Origin of the sequence: Bradyrhizobium pachyrhizi, from assembly GCF_029714545.1 — a bacterium.
GTDB lineage: Bacteria > Pseudomonadota > Alphaproteobacteria > Rhizobiales > Xanthobacteraceae > Bradyrhizobium > Bradyrhizobium pachyrhizi.
The window spans coordinates 5,544,565-5,565,593 of record NZ_CP121667.1 but is presented as its reverse complement, the minus strand read 5'-3'; the positions used below and the strand labels follow the sequence as shown (position 1 = coordinate 5,565,593).

The following is a 21,029-nucleotide window of genomic DNA, read 5'->3' as shown; positions in this document are numbered from 1 at the left end:
GCTATCGCAACCCCACGACGCTGCTTAAGCTCACCGCAGAATTCAAACACCGTAACATCAGGGAGAGAAACATGACCTTGTTCGACATGAAGGGAAAAGTCGCCGTCATCACCGGCTCGACGCGCGGCATCGGACGCGCGATCGCCGAGCGCATGGCCGAGCACGGCGCCAAGGTCGTGATCTCCTCGCGCAAGGCTGACGTCTGCGAGCAGGTGGCGAAGGAGATCAACGACAGCTACGGCAAGGGCACCGCGGTTGCGATCGCGGCCAACATCTCGTCGAAGGAAAACCTGCAGAACCTGGTCGACGAGAGCAACCGCGCCTTCGGCAAGATCGACGTACTGGTCTGCAACGCGGCGTCCAATCCTTACTACGGTCCGCTCGCCGGCATCTCCGACGATCAGTTCCGCAAGATCCTCGACAACAACATCGTCGCCAACAACTGGCTGATCTCGATGGTGGTGCCGCAGATGATCGAGCGCAAGGACGGCTCGATCATCATCGTGTCCTCGATCGGCGGCCTGAAGGGCTCGACCATCCTCGGCGCCTACGCGATCTCCAAGGCCGCCGACATGCAGCTCGCGCGCAACCTCGCCTGCGAATACGGCAAGCACAATATCCGCGTGAACTGCATCGCGCCCGGCCTGATCAAGACCGACTTTGCGAAGGCGCTGTGGGACAATCCGGACAATCTGAAGGCCTCGACCGGGCGCTCGCCGCTGCTGCGGATCGGCGTGCCGGACGAGATCGCGGGCGCCGCCGTGATGATGGGCTCGCGCGCCGGCGACTTCATGACCGGCCAGACCATCGTGATCGACGGCGGCGCGACGATCAGCTGACGCCTTCGTTGGTGCGCAAAGCGCGCCACGCACTCAAGGTGTCATCACCCGCGAAAGCGGGTGATCCAGTACGCCGAGGCCTCTCGATTCATCACGACTGCCGCGGCGTACGGATGCCCCGCATGCGCGGGGCATGACAGTGTTGAGGACGAGGGGAGCGCGGCGATTACTCCACCGCCGCGTACACGCCGTTGCGCACCAGCGAGCGGGTATATTCGCGCTGGCCCGGGCCCTGCATCATGAAGACCGCGATCAGGTCTTCGCTCGGATCGATCCAGAAGAACGTGCCGGCCATGCCGCTCCAGAAGTACTGGCCGACCGAGCCGGAGAACGGCGCGATGCCCTGCTGCATGCGCACGGCGAAGCCGAGGCCGAAACTGTGGCCGGGCGACACCAGCGTGCCCTGGATCTTCACGCCGGCGCCGAGGTGATCGGAGGCCATGAATTCGAGCGTCTTGCGGCCGATGATCCTGGTGCCGTCGAGCGAGCCGCCGTTCAGCAGCATCTGCGCGAAGCGGGCATAGTCCATCGTGGTCGAAACCAGTCCGCCGCCGCCGGATTCCATCGCCGGCTTCTCCAGCATGTTGAACAGCTGCACCTTCTCGTTGGTCCAGGGATCGTTGGCAAACGCCTCGGCGAGGCGGCCGGCATTGGCTTCCCCGGTGTGGAAGGCGGTCTCGGTCATCTGCAGCGGCGAGAGGATGCGCTCAGTGAGGAACGCGCCGAGCGTCTTGCCGCTGACGACCTCGATGATGCGGCCGAGGATGTCGGTGGACCGGCTGTAGTTCCACTCGGCGCCGGGCTGGCAGACCAGCGGCATGCCGGCGAGCATGGTGGCGTGCTCGGCATTGGTGATCTTTCGGCTGCGCAGCCGCGACTGCTGGTAGAGCTGCTGCACCGGGCCGTTGCCGGTGTGGTCATAAGTAAGTCCAGACGTGTGGCGGAGCAGGTCCTGGATCGTCATCTGCCGCTGCACGGGTACCAGCTCGAGCTTGCCGTTGTTCTCGACGCCGACCTTGGTCTCGGCGAATTCGGGAATGAATTTCGCGACGGCGTCGTTGAGCAGGAAGTGGCCGTCCTCCAGCAGCTGCATGATGCCGATCGAGACGATCGGCTTGGTCATCGAGAAGATGCGGAAGATCGTGTCATGGGCCATCGGCGCCGAGGCGGTCGGGCTTTGCCGGCCGATCGCGTCGAACCAGCCGATCTGGCCGCGCCGCGCCACCAGCACCGTCACGCCGGGCACGGTTCCCTTGTCGACCTCGCGGCGGAAGGTGTCGGACATCGCCTGCAGCCGCGCACTCGATAGTCCGATCGATTCGGGCTTGGCGAGGGGGAGGGAGGGGGTGGTCGGGTTGGCGGCGTGCTTGGTGGCGGTTTGGGCGTTCATGGTCTCTCCCTGGTTCTTGATTCTTGCGGCGAGGTGCCGACACGGCGTGATCTTGGGGTGATCGCCGAAGTCTGGCGCAGAAGTTTTGCAATGAACAGAAGCTTCACCGCTTCGCCCTTGCAAACCGGCCATGCCCTGTGCTTGAAACGGCGCGAACCGGCGGCGACGCTGGTTCCCTGCAGGAGTGTAGCTCAATTGGTAGAGCACCGGTCTCCAAAACCGGGGGTCGCAGGTTCGAGCCCTGCCACTCCTGCCAGCTTTTACCCAATCATTTGAAGGTGTTGGCCGAGGTCCCCGACCCCGGCCATGATCATGTTTGCCTACTTGATGAGCGGGCAGCCGCCGTCCTTCAGCGGCCGGAAGGCCTGGTCGCCGGGCACTTCGGCGAGTACCTTGTAGTAATCCCACGGCGCCTTCGATTCGTCGGGCTTCTTGACCTCGAACAGGAACATCGAGTGCACCATGCGGCCGTCCTCGCGCACCACGCCGTTGTCGGTGAAGGCGTCGCGGACCGGGGTCGCGCGCATCTTGGCCAGCACCGGCTTGGTCTCCTTGGTGCCGGCGGCCTTCACCGCGTTGAGGTAGTGCAGGGTGGCGCTGTAGGTCGCGGCCTGGTTCATCGTCGGCATCCGCTTCATGCGCTCGAAGAAGCGCTTGCCGAAGGCGCGGGTGCGGTCGTTGAGGTCCCAGTAGTAGGCCTCGGTGATGATCAGGCCCTGCGCGAGCTTCAGCCCGAGGCTGTGGATATCCGAGATGAACATCACGATGCCGGCGAGGTTCTGCCCGCCCGCGACGATGCCGAATTCGGAGGCCTGCTTGATGGTGTTGATGGTGTCGGCGCCGCCATTGGCCATGCCGATGATCTTGGCCTTCGAGGCCTGCGCCTGCAGCAGGAAGGACGAGAAGTCCGGCGTGTTGAGCGGATGCCGCGCGCTGCCGAGCACCTTGCCGCCGGCGGCGCGGACCACGTCGCCGGTGTCGCGCTCGATCGAATGGCCGAACAGGTAGTCGGCGGTGATGAAGAACCAGGTATCGCCGCCGTTCTTCACGATCGCGCTGCCGACGGTGTGGGCATTGGCGTAGGTGTCGTAGGTCCAGTGCAGTGTGTAGGGCGAGCAGGACTTGCCGGTGATGTCGGAGCTCGCCGCATCCGTCACGATCATGATCTTCTCGAACTGCTTCGACATCTCCATGCCGGCGAGCGCGGTCGCCGAAGTCGGCATGTCGATGATCATGTCGACATTCTCGGCCTCGTACCATTTGCGGGTGATGGTGGCGGCGACGTCGGCTTTGTTGAGGGCGTCGGCGGTGACGAGCTCGATCGGCTTGCCAAACATCGACCCGCCGAACTCCTCGATCGCCATCTTGGTGGCCTCGACATTGCCGGCGCCGCCGATGTCCGAATAGACCGACTGGAAATCCGTGAGCACGCCGATCTTGAGCGGCGCCTGCTGCGCGAGCGCCGGCCCTGCCAGCACAGCCGCGATCAGGCCGGCGGCGGACAGATTCGTGACGATGGATTTCATGATGGCGTGCCTCCCCAAGGGTGTTCTTATCAGTTTGTCCGACAAAGCTAGATTTGCCCGGTTCCGGTGTCAATTCCGGCCGTTCGGGTGCGACAATCAGGCCGGATATTGCTCATTTGACGCTCCAAGGGCCTTCGCCTATCCTTTGTCGGACAAACGACAATCGGGAGCCGGGGGAGCTTAAGATGCCCACCACGCCGCTGTTCCGGCGCATCGATGTCGCGCCGGCCTATCAGAAGGTCGCCGACGCAATCGAACGCGAGATCATCAACGGCCGGATCAAGCCGGGCGAGCCGATCGGCACCGAGCAGCAGCTGGTTGCGCAGTTCGGCGTCAACCGCTCGACGGTACGCGAAGGCATTCGCGTGCTCGAGGAGGGCGGGCTGATCCGCCGCGATTCCAGCCGCCGGCTGCAGGCTTGCCTGCCGCGCTACAACAAGCTCGCGACGCGACTGTCCCGTGCACTGATCCTGCACGAGGTGACGTTCCGCGAACTGTTCGAGACCTCGATGACGCTGGAGGTCGCGAGCGTCGAGGGCGCGGTGGAGCGCGCGACCGAGGAGAACATCGCCGAGCTCGCCGGCAATCTCGAGCGCAGCGCAGCTGTCGTCGGCAATCCCGCTGCGCTTGCCGAGCTCGATGCGGAATTCCATGTTCTGATGGCCAAGGCCTCGCAGAACCGCGTGCTGCAGCTGGCGCGCGAGCCCGCCGCACAACTGTTCTTTCCGACCACCGAGATGATCGTGGGCGGCGTGCCTGAGGGCGGCACGCGGCTGGTCGAGGCGCACCATCATCTGCTCGACGCGATCAAGCGGCGCGACAAGGAGGCCGGCGTGCTGTGGACGCGGCGGCACCTGCAGGACTGGCGGCGTGGCTTCGAGAAGATCGCCTCGCTCGATCGCTCGGTCGAGCACACCTACATGGAACACGCTTACGCCGCGCGGCAATAGCGACGGCGCGGCCAAGACAAGCGGCCAAGACAAGACGAAAACAAGACCACGACAACAAGCACATTCGGGAGGGACAAATGAGCGGAGACATCGCACCAACCATCCAGCGCGCCCGCGAGCACAGCATCGGCGATCTGTTGCGCCGGTCGGCGAAGCGCTACCCCGGCAAGACCGCGCTGATCTGCGGCGCGGTGAGCTGGAGCTTTGCGGAGATGGACGCGATCTGCAATCGGCTCGGCCGAGGCTTGCTCGCGCTCGGCGTTGCGAAGGGCGATCGCGTCGCGGTGCTGTCGCGCAACTCGCACGGCTTCGCCGCGCTGCGCTTTGCGGTGGCCCGGATCGGCGCGATCCTGGTGCCGATCAACTTCATGCTCAATTCGGACGAGATCAATTTCATCCTCGCCAATTCCGGCGCCAAGCTGCTCGCGGTCGGCCCCGACTTCGTGGAGACGGCGCATGCCGCCGCCGCCAAGGGCTCGGCGGTCGAGACCCTGATCTGGCTGCCGGGCGAGGATCCGGCCACCGCGCCCGAAGGTATCACGACGTTCGACAGCCTGCTGCACAGCGACGCGTCGGCGCCGGAGGCGTCGGTGGACAGCCGCGATCCCGCGCAGATCATCTACACCAGCGGCACCGAGTCGCTGCCGAAGGGCGCGATCCTCACCCACGAAGCCGTCATGTGGCAGTATGTCAGCTGCATCATCGACGGCGGCATGGCGACGGACGACACGGTGCTGCACGCGCTGCCGCTCTATCACTGCGCGCAGCTCGACGTTTTCCTGGGGCCCGCGATCTACCTCGGCGCCACAAGTCTCATTACCGGCAAGCCGGTGCCTGACAATGTCCTGGCGCTGATCGCGGCCCACAAGATCAATTCGTTCTTCGCGCCGCCGACGATCTGGATCGCGATGCTGCGCTCGGGCGCGTTCGACCGCACCGACCTGTCGACCCTGCGCAAGGGTTACTACGGCGCTTCGATCATGCCGGTCGAGGTGCTGCTCGAGTTGCAGCGGCGGCTGCCCGAGGTGAAGTTCTGGAATTTCTACGGCCAGACGGAGATCGCGCCGCTCGCGACCGTGCTGACGCCGGAGGACCAGCTGCCGAAGGCGGGCTCGGCCGGCAAGCCCGCGATCAATGTCGAGACGCGGGTGGTCAGGCCGGACATGACCGACGTCGGGGTCGGGGAGGTCGGCGAGATCGTGCATCGCTCGCCGCATCTGTTGTCCGGCTATTACAACGATCCGGTCAAGACCGCGGCCGCGTTCGCCGGCGGCTGGTTTCATTCCGGCGATCTCGCGACCGTCGATGCCGACGGCTACATCACCGTCGTCGATCGCGTAAAGGACATGATCAAGAGCGGCGGCGAGAATGTCGCGAGCCGCGAGGTCGAGGAGATGATCTATCGCCTGCCTTCGGTGTCGGAGGTTGCGGTGGTCGGGCTGCCCGATCCGCGCTGGATCGAGGCGGTGACCGCGATCGTCGTGGTCAAGGCCGGCGAAAGCCTCGATGCCGATATGGTGATCAAGCATTGCGCGGCGTCGATGGCTCATTTCAAGGTGCCGAAGCAGGTCATCTTCGTGGATGCCTTGCCGAAGAATCCGAGCGGCAAGCTGCTCAAGCGCGAGCTGCGCCAGCGCTATGTCGGCGGCGCCACGCTGGACCAGGCGGTGCAGAAGAGCTTCGCCGGCTAGGCGGCGGTCTACTGGCCTGCCGTCGCCGGCGCCTTGTCCGACCATTCCGGCGGCAAGCCAAGCTTGCCGGCGGCCATTCCGACCAGGCCGGGACTGCGGCCGAACGCCTCGCAGGCCGCGTATTTCGGTTTGCCGCCGAGCGTTGCGCCAATCTTGTCGAACGATGGCAGCTCTGGCGCCTTTCCGAACGGCGTGCTGCCGGTGACGACGAGCTTGCTGAAATCGTCGCTGAAGGAAGGGGCGAGATCGTAGGCGTCACCGGCGCTCGAGACCATGGGCGAGTTGGTGAACGAATTCGCCCCGCGGGCCCAGATCATCGCCGCCTGCTGGCGGCTGGCCTGATCGCGCACCTCGGCTTCGACGGTCAGGCTGCCAAGTCCGACCGGCAACCGCGGCACCGGCACCGGCACGCCTGCGCCGAGCGCGCTCGGCAGGAAGCTGACCACCTTGGAAGTGCCCGCCGCGACCTCGTCGGTGGGCGCCGCCTGGGTGACAAGCGCATGCAACGACAGATCCGCAGGCTGATCGGCACCAACGACCTGAAGCCGCTCGCTCAGGCCGACGCACAGCGAACGATCGATCGCGTTGGCCACCAGGTGCCGCTGCTCCTGCGACAGCGTCGGCGACGCTGCCTGCGAGAAGGTCGTCGGGACGATCCGCACCGTCTTCGCAGCGAGGACCTCGTCCTTGTTGACGCGAACCAGCGATTTCGCCAGCACTCCGTCGGACGGCGTGAGATTGTCGTAGGATGCCAATGACCCGCCCCGCGTCATCGGTGCGCTGGCACAGCCCGACAACAACGCCACCACTACCGCAGCGGTGGCAAGCAGGGACGGCCGATTGGGCTGACCATTGCGCGACGCCCGGTCCGTGCTCTGCGCATCAGTCGCAGCGCCCGGCAGAAATTCGATTCTCATGTACCCCTCGAACGACCGCTCACCCCACGAACGATCGGACGTCACGATAGGGCAGGGCCGCCCGGGTCGGGATTAAGAGATATTAAGTCAGATGTAGCTCGCGAAACCGCGCGACCTATTTGAGCCACATTTGGCCGTGCAGGCTTAACAAAACGCTATATTTGCGCGCTGCGCATCCGGGGCCGAGGCCTCTAAAATGCCGTGATGCAAATCCTGGAATACGACCTCGTGGCTTTCCCCGTCACCAACGCACGCATCCTCTGCGTCGAGGACGATGCCGATATCGCGCGCATGCTGGCCGAGGCGCTTGAGGACAACGGCTTCCGACCGGTGCTGGTCGGCTCGGCCGTGGAGATGGACGCGCTGCTCAAGCGCGAGAGCTTTGATCTCGTCGTACTCGACGTGATGCTGCCGGGCGAGGATGGGCTGAGCATCTGCCGGCGCCTGCGCATGTCGTCTTCGATTCCGATCATCATGGTCACCGCGCGCGGCGAGGACATCGACCGCATCCTCGGCCTCGAGCTCGGTGCCGATGACTACGTCACCAAGCCGTTCAATTCTCGCGAACTGGTCGCCCGCATCCGGGCATTGCTGCGCCGCGTCGAGAGCGGCGCCTCGTCGCGGTCACGGCCGCGTCCGCTGACCTTTGCCGGATGGCGCATCAACCCCACCACCCGCGAGCTGCATGACCCCGCGGGCGTTCGGATCACGCTGACCGGTGCCGAGTTCGATCTGCTGCTGGCGTTCTGCCGCAATCCTGGGCAGGTGCTGTCACGTGAGCAATTGATCGAGCAGGCCTTCGGCGGCCTGATCGCATCGGTCGAGCGCAGCGTCGACGTTCATATCAGCCGCATCAGGCAGAAGATCGAACCGGATCCGAAGGACCGCTCGATGATCAAGACGGTGCGGCTCGGCGGCTACGTGTTCACGCCCGCGGTCGAGCCGCTCTGATGGGATGGGCGCAGCGGCTGACGCCGCGCAGCATCGCCGCGCAGCTCATGAGCCTCGTCGCGCTCTCGGAATTGATCGGCATCATGCTCGCAGCTGTGACCGTCATCTTTCTGTTCGATTCTCCCTCGGTCAACGACACGCAGAAGTTTCTTGCCGGGCGGGTCGCGGAGCTCACGCAGCTTCTGCGTTTCACGAAGACGCCCGTCGACGCCGAAGAACTGCTGGCGGCAGCCAGGCGCGGCGGTCTCGACGCCAGGCGCGTCGCGTTGAGCGAACTCGTGCCTCGGACGGTCGGTGAGACGCGGCCGTTTTCCATAAGAGCGTTTCGGCAGCTGGCGGCCGAGTCCGGAATTGAGTTGCTGGAAGAACTGCGCCATCCGGCGGGCTCGTCGTCACAGGTGCTCGTGAAGCTCGACGACGGCCACGCGTTGATGGCCGACGTTGCGGTCAACGGCGGCTTCTGGTCCTTTTTGCTCCGCCCGGTGGCAGGAGGCGGGATCATCGTGCTGATCTCGATGCTGCTGCTGTCGGTCTATGCGGTGCGTTGGGTGATTGCGCCGCTGGCCGATGTCGCGCGTGCCGCGACCTCGTTCGGCCGCTCGCCGCGGGCTCCCGAGGTGTTGCGCCGGCGCGGTCCGCTCGAAATCGCCCAGGTCGCCGACGCGCTGAACGACATGCGCACGCGTATCGCAGCGCTGCTCGACGACCGCACCCGCATGCTCGCCGCCATCAGTCATGACCTGCGGACGCCGCTGACCCGGCTCAGGCTGCGTACCGAGCGCGTCGGCGACGACACCCTGCGCCCTGCGATGCTGGGCGATATCGCCAAGATGACGCGCATGATCAACGAGACCCTGGAGTATCTGCGCGAGGATGCTCGCTCGGAGGCGGCGTCATTCATCGACCTGCCGAGCTTCCTGCAGACCATCTGTTCGGACTTCGCCGACATGGGCCACGCGGTATCCTATGTCGGGCCGGCGCGTCTGCCTTATGCCTGCCGGCCCCGCGCGCTGTCGCGCGCCGTCACCAATATCGTGGAGAATGCGGTCAAGCACGGCAGCAAGGTCGCGGTGACGCTTCGCCCCATGGAGGCCGGCCACATCGAGATCGAGGTGGCCGACGACGGTCCGGGCATTCCGCCGGCGCTGCACGACAAGGTATTCGAGCCCTTCTTCAAGGCCGACAGCGCCCGGCAGGAGGGGGGCTTCGGGCTGGGGCTATCGATCGCGCAGGATATCGCCAAGCGCCATGGCGGCAGCATCGCGTTGAGGCTGCGGGAGCCGAGTGGACTGCTCGTATCGATGCTGCTGCCGCCAAAACCCGGCCTGGCCTAGAGGAGGCGAGACGGACGACGCTGATCGCGCCAGGACGCCAGGGGATTGCAGGGCGCCGGCTAAGCCCTTGATTTGGAGAGACCAATGCCCGATCTGCCCGAACCGGGCGGGCGCCGGGTCGGACCCCGTCGACCTTGACGTTTGGCCGGTCTCGCAGTAGATACCCGGCACTCGCAGCCGGCCCGCTTTGATGGCGGATATCCGGCGCGGCCTAATTCCCCGAACATTCGAGCTCGTTTATCGGCTCAACCTTCCAAACGAGGGCTGGGTCCGCAAGGTCGGCTGTTCGGATTCCTTGAAACGTTGCAATCGTCCGGAGACGGACGCGGATCTCACGATGGCTTTCAGCCCGTTCAAATTCCTGCAGGAAGTGCGCTCGGAGACCGCCAAGGTCACCTGGCCGACGCGCCGCGAGACGACCATCACCACCATCATGGTGTTCGTGATGGTGGCGCTGGCCTCGGTCTTCTTCTTCGCCGCAGATCAGATCATTCGTTATCTGATTACCCTGATACTGGGCATCCACTGATGAGCATGGGAACTCAATTGATGGACAAGCGCTGGTACATCGTTCACGCCTATTCGAACTTCGAGAAGAAGGTTCAGGAATCCATCCGCGAGCAGGCCAAGCAGCGCGGACTGGAAGAGCTGTTCGAGCAGATTCTCGTGCCGACCGAAAAGGTCACCGAGGTGCGGCGCGGCCGCAAGATCGATGCCGAGCGCAAGTTCTTCCCGGGCTATGTGCTGGTGAAGATGAAGCTGACCGACGAGGCGTTCCATCTGATCAAGAACACCCCGAAGGTGACCGGCTTCCTCGGCGCGGAAAACAAGCCGATGCCGATCTCGGAGGCCGAGGCGATGCGGATCCTGCACCAGGTGCAGGAGGGCGTGGAGCGCCCGAAGGCGTCGGTGTCGTTCGAAATCGGCGAGAACGTGCGCGTGGCCGACGGCCCGTTCGCTTCGTTCTCCGGCGTGGTGGAAGAAATCGACGAGGCGCGCTCGCGCGTGAAGGTCGCGGTGTCGATCTTCGGCCGCGCGACGCCCGTGGAACTGGAATTCGGTCAGGTCGAAAAGGTGGTCTGACCGGACGGCGCGGGGTATATGCCTCGCGTCAAGTAGAGAGGCCGTGGGAGGGAGGAGGCGGTCGCCAGCCCCTTCAACCGAACCACGGAACCTGAAACCGCCGGCCCGTCCGGCACAACAGGAGTGATAAATGGCAAAGAAGGTGACCGGATACCTGAAGCTTCAGGTCCCGGCCGGTGCGGCGAATCCTTCGCCCCCGATCGGTCCCGCGCTTGGTCAGCGCGGTCTGAACATCATGGAGTTCTGCAAGGCGTTCAACGCGCAGACCCAGAAGGAAGAGAAGAACACCCCGATCCCGGTGATCATCACCATCTATGCGGACCGGTCCTTCACCTTCGAGATGAAGACCCCTCCGATGTCCTACTTCCTCAAGCAGGCCGCCAAGATCCAGTCCGGATCGAAGGCGCCGGGCCGTGACAAGGCCGGCAAGGTGACCAAGGCGCAGGTGCGCGAGATCGCCGAGAAGAAGATGAAGGACTTGAATTGCGACACCATCGAATCGGCCATGAAGATGGTCGAGGGCTCTGCCCGTTCGATGGGTCTGGAAGTTGCGGGGTAACGGGCCATGTCAATCGGAAAGCGTTTGAAGAAGGCCCGCGAGGGCGTCGATCGCGAGAAGCTCTATCCGCTCGCGGATGCCATCAAGATGGTCAAGGAGCGCGCCAAGTCGAAGTTCGACGAGACGATCGAGATCGCGATCAATCTCGGCGTCGACCCGCGCCATGCCGACCAGATGGTCCGCGGCGTCGTCAACCTGCCGAACGGAACCGGCCGTACGCTTCGCGTCGGCGTGTTCGCGCGCGGCGCCAAGGCTGAGGAAGCCAAGGCCGCCGGTGCCGACGTCGTCGGTGCCGAAGACCTGGTCGAGAAGGTGCAGGGCGGCGCGATCGATTTCGATCGTTGTATCGCCACGCCCGACATGATGCCCCTGGTCGGCCGCCTCGGTAAGGTGCTCGGTCCGCGCGGCATGATGCCGAACCCGAAGATCGGCACCGTGACCATGGACGTCACCAACGCCGTGAAGGGTGCCAAGGGCGGCTCGGTCGAGTTCCGCGTCGAGAAGGCCGGCATCGTGCAGGCCGGCATCGGCAAGGCCTCGTTCTCCGAGGACAAGCTGGTCGAGAACGTCAAGGCGCTTGCAGACGCCGTCTCCAAGGCGAAGCCGGCGGGCTCCAAGGGCACCTACATCCAGCGCGTGGCGGTTTCCTCCACCATGGGCCCGGGCGTGAAGGTCGAGCCGGGCACGATCCTCGGCTGAGATCCTTGGCCGTGACGAGATAAAGAGGGGCGGGACCGGGCAACCGGTTCCGCCCTTTGTTTTTGCCAAAGCGTTTTCAAGCGAAGTGGCTACCGGTTCGCGTGAAGAAAACGCGCCAAGACAAGATCTGAAGCCTCTCGCAAGAAAGAACAACAATGCCCGATAAGGTCCTGGTTTATTCACGCTTTCCCAAGGCCCAGCTGATCCGCTTCGGCGAGCGCTATGAGCTGCTGAACGCGGCGGGCAAGCGATTGGACGAAGCGTTCCCGGCGGCCAAGCTCGCCGATATCAGCGCCATGATCACCGCGGGCGGCACGGCGCTCGGCACGGAGGCCATGGACATGCTGCCGAAGCTCGGCGCGATCGTCTGCTACGGCACCGGCTATGACGGCGTCGATCTCGCCGCTGCCGCCAGACGCGGCATCGCGGTCGGCCACAGCCCGGGGGCCAATGCGGCCTCCGTCGCCGACACCGCGGTCACCTTGATGCTGGCGTCGGTGCGGCGGCTGCTGGTGGCTGACGATTACGTGCGGGGCGGCGACTGGGCCGGTGCAAAGCCCTCGCCGATGATGCGGCCGCAGGCCGGCATGCGCGGCCGCAAGGTCGGCGTCTACGGCATGGGCGAGATCGGCCGCAAGATCGCCGCCCGCGTCGCCGCCTTCGAGACCGAGGTCGGCTATTTCAGCCGCTCGAAGCACGAGGTGCCCTATCAATACTTTCCGACGCTGGAGGCGCTCGCCGATTGGTGCAGCGTGCTGCTGGTGGCCGTCCGCGCCGGCGCCGAGACCGAGCATGCGGTCAATGCCGACATCCTGCGCCGGCTCGGCAGCGACGGGTTCGTCGTCAACATCGCGCGCGGCTCGGTCATCGACGAGAAGGCGCTGGTCGCAGCGTTGACCGACGGCGTGATCGCCGGAGCCGGCCTCGACGTCTTCGCGAGGGAGCCACATGCGCCCGATGCGCTGACCGCGTTGCCGAACGTGGTGCTGTCGCCGCATCTCGGCGGCCACACGCTGGAATCGCACGTCGCCATGCAGGATTGCGTGCTGGCCAATCTCGACGCGTTCTTTGCCGGCAAGCCGCTCGCCTATCCGGTGGCGACGGCGTCCTGACCGGAGCTTCAGCTCCGGCGCGGCGCGTGGCACAGCTTGTCCGGGTTGCGGACGATGTAGATCGCCGCAATCCGGCCAGTCTCGCCGTCGATCGCCATGCTCAGCGTGTGGTCGACTTCGCCATCGAGGAAGATCAGCGCGCCCGCGCTGCCATTGACCAGCATCGGTTCGACGCGAACCTCGCTGCCGGCGTTCTTGCCGGCGATACCGATGATGAAGCGGACGATCTTCTCTGCCCCCTTGATCGGCTTCAGCGCCGCCAGCTTGCGGCCGCCGCCGTCGGTGATCGCGATGGCATCCGCGCGCAGCAGGTTGGCGAGGGCGGAGACGTCGCCGCTGGCCGCGGCCTTGCAGAATGCCGTCAGCAGCCGTGCGTGGCCTTCGGGTGGCTCGACGGGAACAGGGCGGTTGTCGCGGACCGATCGGCGGGCGCGCGCGGCGAGCTGCCGGCAGGCCGCCTCGCTGCGCTCGAGGGTGCGGGCAACTTCCGCGAATGGCCGGTCGAACACGTCGTGCAGCAGGAACGCGGCGCGCTCGAGCGGCGTCAGGGCGTCGAGCGCCAGCATCAGCGCGAAGGAGAGATCGTCGGCGAGTTCGGTCGCCGCCTCGGCCGACAGCGTCTCGTCGAACACCGGCTCGGGCAACCAGGCGCCGACATAGACTTCGCGCTGGGCGCGGGCGCTCTTCAGCCGGTCGAGGCAAAGCCGGGTCACCACGGTGACGAGGAACGCCTCGGGATTGCGGACGTCGTCCGCCGCGGCGAAGCGCAGCCAGGCGTCCTGGACCACATCGTCGGCATCGCCGCGGCTGCCGAGCATGCGATAGGCAAGCCCGGTCAGCCGCGCCCGATACGGCGCCAGCGGGTCGCGCTCAGGCGGCCTGCTTGATGACATCGATCTGATGGCCGGCCACGGTCACGCGGCGACACTCCCTGGCATATCCCAGCGCCAGCTTCATCATGGGGAAGATGCGGCCGATTTGTAGGGCCATGGCGAGGTCGATCACGCCTTTTTCGCCCCAGCGCGCGCGAACCGCGTCGCGGCAGGCGTCATCGTCGGCCGAGCGTTGCACGATCGCGTCGGCGAAGTGGAAGCCGAGCGCGGTGTCCGCGGTCATGGCGGCAACATCGCGCCGGAGCACGGCGGTGACCTGCCGCTCCGCCACTCCTGCCTCGATCGCCATGTCGACGACCAGTTGCGCGCAGGGACCGCAATCTTCCGCCAGCGCGCCGGTGAGCTTGGCGGCGTAGAAGGCCTCAACCGGCGCGACCGCGCGGTAGGCGGCGGCCTTCATCGCGCCGGCGAATTTGAAGAACGCGGCGGGCGATTCCTTCAGCATGATCTCGAGATAGGTGGTGTCGTAGCCGTAGCGCCTGGAATAGGCGCGCAGCATGCGGCGCGCGATGAAGCTACGCATGTCGTTCTCCTTGATTTGGCAGGGCGGAATAGAGGGCGAGCGCCGCGGGCAGGACGACCGCCACCAGATCGGATGCGGCATGGCGGTCGTGGCCGCCGGCGATCATCACGAGATGCAGCAGGCCGTGGCCGGCCAGGAACGCGGCGCCCGCGACCGCTGCCGGCCACCAGGCCGGCCACAAGGCTCGCGCCGCCAAGCCGAGCCCGGCCACGATGAAGGCAATGCCGACGTCCTGGACCAAATGAGGGTTGAACGGACCGGTATCGGCGGCGCCGGGCACCAGCGACCACCAGAGGGAACCGGCCGACAGCATCACCAGCCCATTGGCGAGGTTGAAGAGGGCGAGAATTCCTGCAATCCATCGTTTCATGCGAGCCTCCAGCGCCCAGACGAGCGACGGCATTGGAGCGTGACGCCGTCCGGGAAGAAATTTTTCGCTGGGCCAGCAGGTCGCCGAACTGGTCTGAAATTTGCTCTTGGCAAGCAGGGCAGGACCGGCTACATAGCCCCTTCCGGGCGTGCTGGCACTTGCTGGCATGTCCGTGCTCGCAATCCGAAAACCTGAGATGATAGGAGATCATTCCTTTCCGCATGCCCGCAAGGATGCTCGAAAGGAAGGAGACCCGTCGCCTTCAGAGGAATGAGAGCAGGGGCCTTCAGCGTGCTGAAGTGCCTCGATCCTGTCCAAGACTGCAGGCGCCCGCGAGAACCTGGTGTTTTCAACGGCTTAATCGCATGGCCTGCATAGACGGGTGAAGACCGGATTTTGCACTCCACGTCGCGATCAGTTCGCGGCCGGGAGGCTGGTTTGGTTCGAACCTCGACAGCCCATGGCCGCAAGGCTCTGGGAGGGCAGGCTTCTAGATGTCGTCTTGCCCGGCATGTCCGAAGGGTCTTGCGCCCCAAGGATCAGGTTTAGGGCGGGACGATGGGTGCAACCCGGCGGTCCTGCCTTCGCGGAAAGGCCGCCAACCGGAAAGAGCTTGCTGTGGAACGAGCGGCAAAAAAAGAGTCGGTCGAACAACTTAACGAGGTCTTCAAGACCACGTCGGTTGCGATCGTTGCTCACTATTCCGGCCTCACCGTGGCCCAGATGCAGAAGCTGCGCATGCAGATGAAGCAGGCGGGCGCGTCGGTGAAGGTCTCGAAGAACCGTCTCGCCAAAATTGCTCTTGAAGGCACTGACGTCGCTGCCATCGGCTCCCTGCTGAAGGGACCGACCGTGATCGCCACTTCGAACGATCCGGTTGCGGCGCCAAAGGTTGCCATCGAATTCGCCAAGGCGAACGAGAAGTTCGTCATCCTCGGCGGCTCGATGGGTAAAACCGTCCTGAATGTCGACAGCGTGAAGGCGCTTGCCTCACTGCCGTCGCTCGACGAACTGCGCGGCAAGATCGTTGGCCTCCTCGTGGCGCCGGCGACCAAGCTTGCTCAGCTCTCCAACGCGCCCGCGGCCAAGCTCGCACGCGTCATTCAGGCTCATGCCTCAAAGGGCGAAGCGGCCTGACCCTTCGCTAATCTCAAACCTGGTTCGAACCAAACGTTTAAGGAACTGAACAATGGCTGACTTGCAGAAAATCGTCGACGACCTCTCGAGCCTCACCGTGCTCGAAGCGGCCGAACTCGCCAAGCTCCTCGAAGAAAAATGGGGCGTGTCCGCCGCTGCCGCCGTTGCGGTTGCCGGCCCGGCTGCTGGTGGTGGCGGTGCCGCTGCTCCGGCTGAAGAGAAGACCGACTTCACCGTCGTGCTGGCTGGGGCCGGCGACAAGAAGATCGAAGTCATCAAGGAAGTCCGCGCCATCACCGGCCTGGGCCTGAAGGAAGCCAAGGACCTCGTCGAAGGCGCTCCGAAGCCCGTCAAGGAAGGCGTCAACAAGGAAGAAGCCGACAAGATCAAGGCCCAGCTCGAGAAGGCTGGCGCCAAGGTCGAGCTCAAGTAATGCGCGATCCGGGAGCGCCGCAGGGCGCTCCCGGGCCATGCAAACGGCGTGCGACAGGTTGTCGCGTGGCGTGCCGGACACAAAAAAGTGTGGGGATCCGTGGACTTAACCCTCGAATCTCCTTTATTGCCATCCCATATCGGGTTGGCAGCGGAAAAACACGGTAGGCGGCGGGGACGGCAGGGTCCTCGGCGGAAGCCGTTGGGAGACAGTCAGATTTCGGGCTTTTTCAGTCCGTAAAGCGGAGCGTTTGGACGAGCGGGTGCAGTGATGCGCCCCGCGCGTTGTTTTGCGTTTTGGAGGTGGTCGGGGCCGGGACGGGGATTTAATTCCTGACTTTACGCTTCGTTCCTTCGAGACGATTCGAAATTCAACCCGGGGCCGATGGCAGTCGCTCCCGGAAGGTTCGCCCCACAAAGGCGACGAAAATGAGAGGCCACGATGGCGCAGCAGACATTCACCGGTCGCAAACGCGTACGCAAGTTTTTCGGTCACATCAAGGAAGTCGCCGAGATGCCGAACCTCATCGAGGTTCAGAAGGCGTCCTATGACCAGTTCCTGATGGTCGACGAGCCGACCGGCGGTCGGCTCGACGAGGGCCTGCAGGCGGTGTTCCGCTCGGTGTTTCCGATCTCGGATTTCTCCGGCACCTCGATGCTCGAATTCGTCCGCTACGAGTTCGAACAGCCGAAATATGACGTCGACGAGTGCCGCCAGCGCGGCATGACCTTCGCTGCGCCGCTCAAGGTGACGCTGCGTCTCATCGTGTTCGATATCGACGAGGAAACCGGCGCCAAGTCGGTGAAGGACATCAAGGAGCAGGACGTCTACATGGGCGATATCCCGCTCATGACGATGAACGGCACCTTCGTCGTCAACGGCACCGAGCGCGTCATCGTCTCGCAGATGCACCGTTCGCCGGGCGTGTTCTTCGACCACGACAAGGGCAAGACCCATTCGTCCGGCAAGCTGCTGTTTGCCGCGCGCGTGATTCCGTATCGCGGTTCCTGGCTCGACATCGAGTTCGACGCCAAGGACATCGTGTTCGCGCGCATCGACCGCCGCCGCAAGCTGCCCGTGACCTCGCTGATGTACGCGCTAGGTCTCGACGGCGAGCAGATCCTGTCGACCTTCTACAAGAAGATCACCTACAAGCGGACCAAGGACGGATGGCGCGTGCCGTTCGATGCCAACCGCTTCCGCGGCTATTCGACCGTCAACGACCTGATCGACGCCGACACCGGCAAGGTGGTGCTCGAGGCCGGCAAGAAGCTGACCGTGCGCCAGGCGCGCCAGCTTCAGGAGAAGGGCCTGAAGGCGCTGCGCATGTCGGACGAGGAGCTCGTCGGCAACTATCTCGCCGAGGATCTCGTCAACCCGAAGACCGGCGAGATCTACGCCGAAGCCGGCGAGGAGATCACCGAGAAGTCGCTCAAGGTGCTGAACGAGCAGGGCTACAAGGACCTGCCGCTGCTCGACATCGACCACGTCAATGTCGGCGCCTATATCCGCAACACGCTGTCTGCCGACAAGAACATGACGCGTGAGGACGCTCTGTTCGACATCTACCGCGTGATGCGTCCGGGCGAGCCGCCGACGCTGGATTCGGCGCAGGCGATGTTCCAGTCGCTGTTCTTCGACGCCGAGCGCTACGACCTCTCCGCGGTCGGCCGCGTCAAGATGAACATGCGCCTCGAGCTCGATGCGCCTGATACCCATCGCACGCTGCGCAAGGAAGACATCCTGGCCGTCATCAAGACGCTGGTCGACCTGCGCGACGGCAAGGGCGAGATCGACGACATCGACCACCTCGGCAACCGCCGGGTGCGCTCGGTCGGCGAGCTCATGGAAAACCAGTACCGGATCGGCCTGCTCCGCATGGAGCGCGCGATCAAGGAGCGCATGTCGAGCGTCGATATCGACACCGTGATGCCGCAGGACCTGATCAACGCCAAGCCCGCGGCCGCCGCGGTGCGCGAGTTCTTCGGCTCCTCGCAGCTGTCGCAGTTCATGGACCAGACCAACCCGCTGTCGGAGATCACCCACAAGCGGCGTCTGTCGGCGCTTGGCCCGGGCGGTCTGACCCGCGAGCGCGCCGGCTTCGAAGTCCGCGACGTGCATCCGACGCATTACGGCCGCATCTGCCCGATCGAGACGCCGGAAGGTCCGAACATCGGCCTGATCAACTCGCTGGCGACGTTCGCGCGCGTCAACAAGTACGGCTTCGTCGAGACGCCCTATCGCAAGATCAAGGACGGCCGGGTCACCGACGAGGTGATCTATCTGTCGGCGATGGAAGAGGGCCGCTACCGCGTCGCGCAGGCCAACGTGCCGCTCGATGCCAAGGGCCGCTTCACCGACGACCTCGTAGTCTGCCGTCACGCCGGCGAAGTGCTGCCGGTGACGCCGGACAAGGTCGACTACATGGACGTGTCGCCGAAGCAGCTGGTTTCGGTCGCCGCGGCGCTGATCCCGTTCCTCGAGAACGACGACGCCAACCGCGCGCTGATGGGCTCGAACATGCAGCGCCAGGCGGTGCCGCTGGTTCGCGCCGAGGCGCCGTTCGTCGGCACCGGCATGGAAGGCGTGGTCGCCCGTGACTCGGGCGCGGCGATTGCCGCGCGCCGCTCGGGCGTGATCGACCAGATCGACGCCACCCGCGTCGTGATCCGCGCCACCGAGGATCTCGATCCGACCAAGTCGGGCGTCGATATCTACCGGCTGATGAAGTACCAGCGCTCCAACCAGTCGACCTGCATCAACCAGCGTCCGCTGGTGAAGGTCGGCGACATCGTCAAGAAGGGCGACATCATCGCCGACGGTCCGTCGACCGATCTCGGCGAGCTCGCGCTCGGCCGCAACGTGCTGGTCGCGTTCATGCCGTGGAACGGCTACAACTTCGAAGACTCGATCCTGCTCTCCGAGCGGATCGTGAAGGACGACGTCTTCACCTCGATTCACATCGAGGAGTTCGAGGTGATGGCCCGCGACACCAAGCTCGGTCCTGAGGAAATCACCCGCGACATTCCGAACGTCTCGGAAGAAGCGCTGAAGAACCTCGACGAAGCCGGTATCGTCTACATCGGTGCGGAAGTCCGCGCCGGCGACATCCTGGTCGGCAAGATCACGCCGAAGGGCGAGAGCCCGATGACGCCGGAAGAGAAGCTGCTTCGCGCCATCTTCGGCGAGAAGGCCTCCGACGTCCGCGACACCTCGCTGCGCGTGCCTCCGGGCGTGCAGGGCACCATCGTGGAAGTCCGCGTGTTCAACCGCCACGGCGTCGACAAGGACGAGCGTGCGCTGGCGATCGAGCGCGAGGAGATCGAGCGTCTCGCCAAGGACCGCGACGACGAGCAGGCGATCCTGGACCGCAACGTCTACAACCGCCTCGCCGAGCTGCTGGAGAACCGCCAGGGCATCGCCGGCCCGAAGGGCTTCAAGAAGGATACCAAGATCACCCGCGCGGTGCTCGACGAGTATCCGAAGTCGCAGTGGTGGCTGTTCGCCTCGCCGAACGACAAGCTGATGGCCGAGATCGAGGCCATGCGGAAGCAGTACGACGAGTCGAAGAAGGGCCTCGAGCAGCGCTTCCTCGACAAGGTCGAGAAGCTGCAGCGTGGCGACGAGCTGCCGCCCGGCGTGATGAAGATGGTCAAGGTCTTCGTCGCGGTGAAGCGCAAGATCCAGCCCGGCGACAAGATGGCCGGCCGTCACGGCAACAAGGGTGTGGTGTCGAAGATCGTGCCGATCGAGGACATGCCGTTCCTCGAGGACGGAACGCATGCCGACATCGTGCTCAATCCGCTCGGCGTGCCGTCGCGCATGAACGTCGGTCAGATCCTTGAGACCCATCTCGGTTGGGCCTGCGCCGGCCTCGGCAAGCGCATCGGCCAGACCATCGACGCCTACTATCAGAAGCAGGATCTCAAGCCGCTGCGCGAGACCCTGAAGAAGATCTATGGCGAGGATGAAACCATCAAGTCGCTGAACGAGAACGAGCTGGTCGAGCTCGGCCGCAATCTGAGCCACGGCGTGCCGATCGCAACGCCGGTGTTCGACGGCGCCAAGGAGGCCGACATCGAGGAGATGCTGAAGCTCGCGGGCTTCGACGCCTCCGGCCAGTCGACCGTCTATGACGGCCGCACCGGCGATGCGTTCGATCGCAAGGTGACGATGGGCTACATCTACATGCTCAAGCTGCACCACCTCGTGGACGACAAGATCCACGCGCGTTCGATCGGTCCGTACTCGCTCGTCACCCAGCAGCCGCTGGGCGGCAAGGCGCAGTTCGGCGGCCAGCGCTTCGGCGAAATGGAGGTCTGGGCGCTGGAAGCTTACGGCGCCGCCTACACGCTGCAGGAGATGCTGACCGTGAAGTCGGACGACGTCGCTGGCCGTACCAAGGTGTACGAGGCGATCGTGCGCGGCGACGACACCTTCGAGGCCGGTATTCCGGAATCGTTCAACGTGCTGGTCAAGGAAATGCGCTCGCTCGGCCTCAACGTCGACCTGCACAATTCCAAGGTGGGACCGGCGCCGACGTCGGAAGCGGCCGAGTAACGCTGTGATCATGCCCGGCGCGAGACGCGCCGGGCCTCCGCACTCCGCTCGGACGTTGGGTG

At 64.8% G+C, this 21,029-nt stretch carries 19 protein-coding genes and 1 tRNA gene; 14 read left to right on the top strand and 6 right to left on the bottom strand.

Annotation, left to right across the window (positions count from 1 at the left end):
* Positions 1-71 precede the first annotated feature (71 nt).
* The gene (locus tag QA639_RS26345) at positions 72-839 is read left to right on the top strand and encodes an SDR family NAD(P)-dependent oxidoreductase (RefSeq protein ID WP_283087650.1); all 768 of its coding nucleotides are present in this window, start codon (positions 72-74) and stop codon (positions 837-839) included.
* Between the two features lie 166 nt (positions 840-1,005).
* Here QA639_RS26345 and QA639_RS26340 read toward each other — a convergent pair whose 3' ends face one another.
* Positions 1,006-2,229 (bottom strand): serine hydrolase domain-containing protein, encoded by a 1,224-nt coding sequence (locus QA639_RS26340; protein ID WP_283087649.1) that lies wholly within the window; start codon positions 2,227-2,229, stop codon positions 1,006-1,008.
* A gap of 180 nt (positions 2,230-2,409) precedes the next feature.
* Here QA639_RS26340 and QA639_RS26335 point away from each other — a divergent pair.
* Positions 2,410-2,485, top strand: a tRNA-Trp gene (locus QA639_RS26335).
* A gap of 64 nt (positions 2,486-2,549) precedes the next feature.
* Here the strand turns inward: QA639_RS26335 and QA639_RS26330 are convergent.
* Entirely contained in the window at positions 2,550-3,755 is a 1,206-nt protein-coding gene (locus QA639_RS26330) for an ABC transporter substrate-binding protein (protein ID WP_283087648.1), read from the bottom strand.
* A 185-nt stretch (positions 3,756-3,940) separates the two neighbouring features.
* Between QA639_RS26330 and QA639_RS26325 the strand changes: the two genes are divergently transcribed.
* Positions 3,941-4,705, top strand: a complete 765-nt coding sequence (locus tag QA639_RS26325; protein WP_050384829.1) for a FadR/GntR family transcriptional regulator — start codon at positions 3,941-3,943, stop codon at positions 4,703-4,705.
* Positions 4,706-4,782: 77 nt separating this feature from the next.
* Complete coding sequence (locus QA639_RS26320; protein WP_157348018.1) at positions 4,783-6,396, top strand: acyl-CoA synthetase; 1,614 nt, start codon at positions 4,783-4,785, stop codon at positions 6,394-6,396.
* A gap of 8 nt (positions 6,397-6,404) precedes the next feature.
* On the opposite strand, the gene QA639_RS26315 is transcribed toward QA639_RS26320, so the two are convergent.
* The gene (locus QA639_RS26315) at positions 6,405-7,313 is read right to left on the bottom strand and encodes a DUF3313 domain-containing protein (RefSeq protein WP_157348019.1); all 909 of its coding nucleotides are present in this window, start codon (positions 7,311-7,313) and stop codon (positions 6,405-6,407) included.
* A gap of 204 nt (positions 7,314-7,517) precedes the next feature.
* Between QA639_RS26315 and QA639_RS26310 the strand changes: the two genes are divergently transcribed.
* From QA639_RS26310 to QA639_RS26280, 7 genes are all read left to right on the top strand, one after another.
* Positions 7,518-8,264 (top strand): response regulator, encoded by a 747-nt coding sequence (locus tag QA639_RS26310; RefSeq protein WP_283087647.1) that lies wholly within the window; start codon positions 7,518-7,520, stop codon positions 8,262-8,264.
* 71 nt (positions 8,265-8,335) lie between these two features.
* Positions 8,336-9,598, top strand: coding sequence for an ATP-binding protein (locus QA639_RS26305; protein WP_198400303.1), 1,263 nt, complete (start codon positions 8,336-8,338; stop codon positions 9,596-9,598).
* 337 nt (positions 9,599-9,935) lie between these two features.
* Positions 9,936-10,127, top strand: coding sequence for a preprotein translocase subunit SecE (gene secE, locus QA639_RS26300; RefSeq protein ID WP_028335448.1), 192 nt, complete (start codon positions 9,936-9,938; stop codon positions 10,125-10,127).
* Positions 10,128-10,147: 20 nt separating this feature from the next.
* On the top strand, positions 10,148-10,681 hold the full coding sequence (gene nusG / locus QA639_RS26295; protein ID WP_021081670.1) for a transcription termination/antitermination protein NusG: 534 nt from the start codon (positions 10,148-10,150) through the stop codon (positions 10,679-10,681).
* 130 nt (positions 10,682-10,811) lie between these two features.
* Positions 10,812-11,240 (top strand): 50S ribosomal protein L11, encoded by a 429-nt coding sequence (rplK, locus tag QA639_RS26290; RefSeq protein ID WP_011088164.1) that lies wholly within the window; start codon positions 10,812-10,814, stop codon positions 11,238-11,240.
* A gap of 6 nt (positions 11,241-11,246) precedes the next feature.
* Positions 11,247-11,939: a 50S ribosomal protein L1 gene (gene rplA / locus QA639_RS26285; RefSeq protein WP_018272150.1), complete on the top strand. Its 693-nt coding sequence runs from the start codon at positions 11,247-11,249 to the stop codon at positions 11,937-11,939.
* A gap of 155 nt (positions 11,940-12,094) precedes the next feature.
* Positions 12,095-13,051 (top strand): 2-hydroxyacid dehydrogenase, encoded by a 957-nt coding sequence (locus tag QA639_RS26280; protein WP_157348021.1) that lies wholly within the window; start codon positions 12,095-12,097, stop codon positions 13,049-13,051.
* An 8-nt stretch (positions 13,052-13,059) separates the two neighbouring features.
* Here the strand turns inward: QA639_RS26280 and sigJ are convergent, their stop codons facing one another.
* Genes sigJ through QA639_RS26265 form a run of 3 tightly spaced genes read right to left on the bottom strand, consistent with a single transcriptional unit; the run spans position 13,060 to position 14,870 of the window.
* On the bottom strand, positions 13,060-13,944 hold the full coding sequence (gene sigJ / locus QA639_RS26275) for an RNA polymerase sigma factor SigJ (RefSeq protein WP_157348022.1): 885 nt from the start codon (positions 13,942-13,944) through the stop codon (positions 13,060-13,062).
* The gene (locus QA639_RS26270; protein WP_028335451.1) at positions 13,922-14,467 is read right to left on the bottom strand and encodes a hypothetical protein; all 546 of its coding nucleotides are present in this window, start codon (positions 14,465-14,467) and stop codon (positions 13,922-13,924) included. The genes sigJ and QA639_RS26270 overlap by 23 nt, the downstream gene beginning before the upstream one ends.
* On the bottom strand, positions 14,460-14,870 hold the full coding sequence (locus tag QA639_RS26265) for a hypothetical protein (protein ID WP_038377664.1): 411 nt from the start codon (positions 14,868-14,870) through the stop codon (positions 14,460-14,462). The genes QA639_RS26270 and QA639_RS26265 overlap by 8 nt, the downstream gene beginning before the upstream one ends.
* Before the next feature lie 585 nt (positions 14,871-15,455).
* Here QA639_RS26265 and rplJ point away from each other — a divergent pair.
* From rplJ to rpoB, 3 genes are all read left to right on the top strand, one after another.
* On the top strand, positions 15,456-15,974 hold the full coding sequence (gene rplJ, locus QA639_RS26260) for a 50S ribosomal protein L10 (RefSeq protein ID WP_028335452.1): 519 nt from the start codon (positions 15,456-15,458) through the stop codon (positions 15,972-15,974).
* Positions 15,975-16,026: 52 nt separating this feature from the next.
* Positions 16,027-16,407 carry a 50S ribosomal protein L7/L12 gene (gene rplL, locus QA639_RS26255; RefSeq protein WP_028335453.1) on the top strand — a complete coding sequence of 127 codons (381 nt, stop codon included), beginning with the start codon at positions 16,027-16,029 and terminating at the stop codon, positions 16,405-16,407.
* A gap of 441 nt (positions 16,408-16,848) precedes the next feature.
* Positions 16,849-20,967 (top strand): DNA-directed RNA polymerase subunit beta, encoded by a 4,119-nt coding sequence (gene rpoB, locus QA639_RS26250; RefSeq protein WP_028335454.1) that lies wholly within the window; start codon positions 16,849-16,851, stop codon positions 20,965-20,967.
* The last annotated feature ends 62 nt before the right edge of the window (positions 20,968-21,029 follow it).